Origin of the sequence: Streptomyces sp. NPDC032472, from assembly GCF_040636955.1 — a bacterium.
Taxonomy (GTDB): Bacteria; Actinomycetota; Actinomycetes; order Streptomycetales; family Streptomycetaceae; genus Streptomyces.
In genome coordinates, this window is sequence record NZ_JBEZVK010000201.1 from 1 (window position 1) to 1,577 (window position 1,577).

Consider the following 1,577-nt stretch of genomic DNA (forward strand, 5'->3'; position numbering starts at 1 on the left):
TCGCGGGATCTGCCACCCCGTCGCTGCCGGCTTCCTCCGAGACGGCCGTCCGGGTGGCTGTACGCCTGACTGAGCGTCTCGCAGCCCCGTCCCGGGAGGGGGCCGCTTCGCCGCCGGGCTTCGCGGAGCCGTACGCGGGCTGCGAAGACGGCGGCAGCAGCGGTGGCGGCAGCGACGCATGGCTGTACGCCGGCCGCCTGTACACCACGGCGCAGGCGCCGACGGCGGTGGCCGGGTTCTACCGGGAAGCGGCCGCGGCGGACGGCTGGGCGGTGAGGACCGCCCCCGGCACCGGCACCGGCACCGGCGGCAGCGGCCCGGCGGCGGACCTGTGCTTCGACCGCTCCGGGCCGGGCGGCTCCCGTACGCTCGAACTCCGCTTCTCGGGCCCGGACGAGGCCCGCGACGTGTACGGCTACACCCCGCCCGCGGGCGCACCGCCGCAGCGGATCTACCGCGTCGAGGCGGCAGCCTCCGCGGACGGCGGAGCGTTCACCTGCCCGGACTGACCCCCTCGCCCGGCGGCGGCCCTCCCCGATCGGCGGGCTTGACCCTCACACCGTGTCAGGCGGTGAGCTCGGAGACATCATGTACACCATCGGAGACTTCGCCCGGCACGGCCGGGTCTCGGTCCGGATGCTGCGCCACTACGACGCCATCGGACTGCTGCGCCCCGCCCATGTCGACCCCGCCACCGGCTACCGCCACTACAGCGCTGCCCAACTGTCCCGCCTCAACCGGGTCATCGCGCTCAAGGACCTCGGTTTCACGCTCCAGCAGGTGCAGGACATCGTGGACGAGCGCATCGGCGTCGAGGAGCTGCGGGGCATGCTGCGGCTGCGCCAGGCCGAGCTGGCGGCCGGCATGGCGACCGCGGCGGCGCGGCTGGTGCAGGTCGAGGCGAGGCTCCGGTCGATCGAGAGGGAGGGCCACATGCCCACCGACGACGTGGTCGTCAAGAGCATCCCCGCGGTACGGGTGGCGGAGCTGACGGCGACCGCTGCGAGCTTCGCCCCCGAGGACATAGGCCCGGTCATCGGCCCGCTCTACGAGGAGCTGTTCCGCCGCCTGGACGGGGCGGACATCGGCCCCGCCGGTCCGGGAGTCGCCTGGTACGAGGACGCCCCGGAGGGCGGCGGCGCGATCCTCGTGCACGCCGCCGTCCAGGTGGCGGCGCCGCTGCGGGACGGCGCCGTACGGGTCCTCGACCTGCCGCCCGTCGAGCGGGCGGCGACCATCGTGCACCGCGGCCCGATGGACGCCGTGCTTCCCACGGCCCAGACGCTGGCCCGCTGGATCGACGGCCACGGCCACCGGTCGGGCGGGTACCCGCGGGAGGTCAACCTGGAGTGCCCGCAGGACCGGGACGGGTGGGTGACCGAGCTGCAGGCACCGCTGGACGACGCCTGACCCGGGTTCCGGGCAGGCGGGGCGGACCCCGCCTGCCCGGACCGGTCGACCCGGTCGCCCGGACGGCCCGGTCAGGCCTGCCCCCGGTGCTCGCCCTGGATGCCGACCCGCCGTCGCGCGCGGAGGACTGGCGCTCCGCTGTCCACTTGGCCCTTGAGGAGTATCCG

Annotated in this window: 2 protein-coding genes; both read left to right on the plus strand. The window is 75.4% G+C overall.

All coding sequences use genetic code 11. The annotated features are described in order from the left end of the window. The coding region (locus AB0F11_RS38165) for a hypothetical protein (RefSeq protein WP_362184472.1) at positions 1-509 on the plus strand (509 nt) is incomplete at its 5' end. A gap of 79 nt (positions 510-588) precedes the next feature. Continuing rightward, entirely contained in the window at positions 589-1,410 is an 822-nt protein-coding gene (locus AB0F11_RS38170; protein WP_362184473.1) for a MerR family transcriptional regulator, read from the plus strand. The last annotated feature ends 167 nt before the right edge of the window (positions 1,411-1,577 follow it).